Source organism: Psychrobacter sp., from assembly GCF_036731945.1.
Classification (GTDB): domain Bacteria; phylum Pseudomonadota; class Gammaproteobacteria; order Pseudomonadales; family Moraxellaceae; genus Psychrobacter.
Window position 1 is genome coordinate 1 of record NZ_DAINDI010000061.1, and the last position, 3,438, is coordinate 3,438.

The 3,438-nt window shown below is 42.5% G+C and carries 4 protein-coding genes and 1 pseudogene; 4 read left to right on the forward strand and 1 reads right to left on the reverse strand.

Annotated elements, in window-relative coordinates:
* The 3 genes from V7D75_RS11550 to V7D75_RS11560 form a co-directional block, all read left to right on the forward strand.
* On the forward strand, positions 1-1,089 hold a 1,089-nt coding region (locus V7D75_RS11550; RefSeq protein ID WP_333614673.1), incomplete at its 5' end, for a D-alanyl-D-alanine carboxypeptidase/D-alanyl-D-alanine-endopeptidase.
* A gap of 99 nt (positions 1,090-1,188) precedes the next feature.
* Positions 1,189-1,713, forward strand: coding sequence for an ABZJ_00895 family protein (locus V7D75_RS11555; RefSeq protein WP_333614674.1), 525 nt, complete (start codon positions 1,189-1,191; stop codon positions 1,711-1,713).
* Between the two features lie 181 nt (positions 1,714-1,894).
* On the forward strand, positions 1,895-2,455 hold the full coding sequence (locus tag V7D75_RS11560) for a DUF421 domain-containing protein (RefSeq protein WP_333614675.1): 561 nt from the start codon (positions 1,895-1,897) through the stop codon (positions 2,453-2,455).
* Positions 2,456-2,607: 152 nt separating this feature from the next.
* Here V7D75_RS11560 and V7D75_RS11565 read toward each other — a convergent pair whose 3' ends face one another.
* Entirely contained in the window at positions 2,608-3,054 is a 447-nt protein-coding gene (locus V7D75_RS11565; RefSeq protein WP_144296396.1) for a DUF2147 domain-containing protein, read from the reverse strand.
* Positions 3,055-3,302: 248 nt separating this feature from the next.
* Between V7D75_RS11565 and V7D75_RS11570 the strand changes: the two are divergent.
* Positions 3,303-3,438: pseudogene (locus V7D75_RS11570) on the forward strand (23S rRNA (pseudouridine(1915)-N(3))-methyltransferase RlmH); the annotation flags it as partial.

Here is a 3,438-nt window from a genome sequence, read left to right on the forward strand (position 1 = left end):
TATAACGCCAGCCCTGATGGTTTTTTGGTCAATTTTAGCAGCATCGGTATTCAAAGCTATCCGCTAGATAGTACACGCGCCCAGCTAACCTACACACCGCAATTGGCAAATTATCAAATGCCCAGCATGATAAATATGCGCTCGGCTGCTTGCGGGCAAGCGCGCTATAGTATTGCACCGCAGTGGAAAGCGGCACAATTAACACTCAATAGCAATTTACCCGACAGCTGCGGCGAACATGCCTTTTATGTCGCCTACCCTGACGCCAAAGATTTTGCCGCCCGTGTCATTGCTTCTAAATGGCAAACGCTTGGCAATACCTTAAGCGGTAAGGTCATCAGCCAAGAAACGCCTTATCGTGCCAATAAAATTGCCAATAAACAGACAAAATCGCCACATGGTTTGGCAGCTATTGCTATGTCGCCCTTGCCCATTGTCAGCTATCCTTCTTTAAACCTTACTCAGCAGATTTATGATATCAATCACTTCTCTAATAACGTGATGACCGAACAAGTAGCGCTTTCTATTGGCGCTTATAAAGCAGATGTGAATAAAAAAGACACGCATCAAGAAAGCGTTAATAAGAAAGGCACTGATACCGATAAAACAATTAACAATCAAGCAATCAGCTTATATCAATTTGGTCAGCCAACCGCGACCGACTATCCGCAAGCGCTGCAATCAATCAATCAGTGGTGGCAAACCAACTTAACTACTCCGCCGCCGCACTTGACCAATGGCTCAGGACTCTGCCGCGATTGCAGCATCAGTGCCGCGAACTTAAGCGAGCTGTTGACCTACGCATACAACCAACCAAGCTTTGATGCTTATGTGAGCTCGCTAGGCATTGCTGGCGTCAGTGGCACCATCAGCGCCCATAGTGACCGTTTACCCAAGTCGCAAGCCATCGGTCGCGCTTGGATAAAAACGGGTACCTTAAATAATGTCACCTCGATGGCAGGCTATGTTAAAGGGTTGTCTGGGCAAGACTATGTGGTGGTCGGACTGATTAATACAGATCATGCGCTTAATGCCTATACTGCCCGTACCGTATTAGATAGCATGTTAGATTGGACAGCACAGCATTGATAATATCGACCACATTGATAAAAAACATTAATAAAAATCAGCGTTCATGCTTAATATGTTTTAACACCCTATGCTTTACCCTTTATAAAGGTTATTTTTATGTCACGCAAACCAATGCAGCTTAGCAAGCGTCTTAGTTCAGCAAAAGATACTCAAACAGCGGGCAATACCTCTAGCAATCCAAACTTAATGCCGCCTAAAATGGCGCCATATATCGGATTCTTTGCGGTGGGTTATGTTTTGGCCAGTGCCATATTTATGATGGTACAAACCAAAGTTGCCTTAAACTCACAGCTGGTCACTGTCGTATCCATCATCGTCGGCGCTTATATCGCGGTGCATAAATTTATTAAGCATCAACAGCGTGCGCTAGATAGAAAAGAAATCAATCGCTTGATGTTTGGCGGCGTTGCGGTGGTTTGGCTACTAACGGTGGTTTATTTCTTAGGTATTTGGTTTTTCTTATTTGATGCCGTGAGCCGTGAGGTATTGACTGAAATGGCTATACAGCGGCCGCTACCGCTGCTTTCGGCGTTGGTGATGATATTGGTGCTGAGCTTAGTCAGTGCGCGTCTTAGTATCTTGTTGATCAACCGCCTCCTTAATCCTAAGCAAAGCCGTTAAGCATAAATTTATTGAACGCCCATCGCTGCCCTTAACTCGCTACTAAATGCTCAAAAATACAACCTCATACAAACTTTTTGCCCTATTAATGATGAAATTCCGTTACGCTGTTTGTAGTCAAACCGTATTTACTAGCGACAAAACAGCGGACAGTATTTTATGATTAATAGGAGTCCAAATAATGGACATGCTGCTTTTTGACAATATAGAAAAACTTGGGCGCATTATCTTAACAGCGGTCATGGTTTATGCGTTAATTGTGTTAATTACCAAATTATCTGGCAAACGCTCAACCTCGCAGCTTAATAACTTCGACTGGATTGTGACGGTGATGATTGGCTCTTTGAGCGCCAGTACGATTTTACTCGAAGAAATCCCGTTTATCGAAGGCAGCGCCGCTATTGTGACCTTGTATTGTTTACAGTTTTTAGTGACTAAATATGCTTCTGTCTCAGCCAGTTTTAGTCATCTTATTTTATCGGAGCCGCGGATTGTTTTTTATCAAGGGCAATTCTTACCAGATGCCATGCGTAATGAGCGCCTAACGCGTCAAGAGCTAGAAAGCGCGATGCGTTCTGAAGGGATGAATAGTTTTGATGATATCGAAGCGATTGTTTTTGAGTCAGATGCGACATTGACGATTATTCCAAAACCTACGCCCTCGGATAGTAAAAACGACGAGCAACAGAGTGATGACGGCGTATCAGAAACCATCAAGCCGCTGATGTCAAATGATGACTAGGAAAATGGTTCGCGAGCTTTAAGATGATAGCGTTTTAAAATAAGAGTGTTGGGATAATCGCTTAACGTTAAAGCACTAAAAAAGGACAGCACATATTAATCTGCTATCCTTTTTGTTTTACAAATTTGCTTTTATAAAAACACTGGCAAAAACTACTTAATGCGCTGCCACGTTTGCGAGCGACCAAAGACAGGTGTGCCGACATAGCCGCGCAGCTTTAAGCTTTGACCATTGTCACTCAAGGTTAGCTTACCAGAGTAAGTTTTTCCCGACTCAGGGTCGACCAGCTTACCGTCACTCCACTGGTTATTACCATCAGCTTTTAGACCTGACAGGATCTGTAGGCCTTCAACCGGTTTGTTTTTTAGGCTGCCAGGACATTTGGTACAAAGCGCGTCTGCCTTTTCTTTATTCAATACTTTGATGATTTTTCCTGAAACTTTACCACCGCTTTCGGTCAATTGAATAACGGCTTTTTTCTCGCCAGTTTTATCATCAATGGTTTGCCACTGCGTGCCGTTTAAAGAAGCAGCAAACACAGAGGTTGAGAGTAGCGCACCTGCGCTAAGGGCTAATAGGCTTGATATAGTACGGTTCATGAACGACTCCTTTCGTTTAAAAAATGTTGCAAATTGTCTTTTGGTTTATCATAAAGACCTCACAGTGTGAGGCGTTAATATATTATCGACAGATTTATCATTAAGAAAAACCAGTATAATAAAGAACAACTGTTTGTCAAATGCTAGTAAAGCATAAAAAAATGCTTTGTAAAAGGTCTGTTTGTTACAACATCTTAAGCGCAGAATCTTTTTGTTACATCTAACCCGTTATAAAAGTGGTCTATATTATGAAAGTAAGAATACTGAGTGTTGGAAATAAAATGCCCAAATGGATACAAACTGGTTTTGATGAATATTTTAAGCGTATCCAGCCCATGCTTAATACTGAAATCGTAGAAATTGCCGCCGCTAAACGCGCCAAAA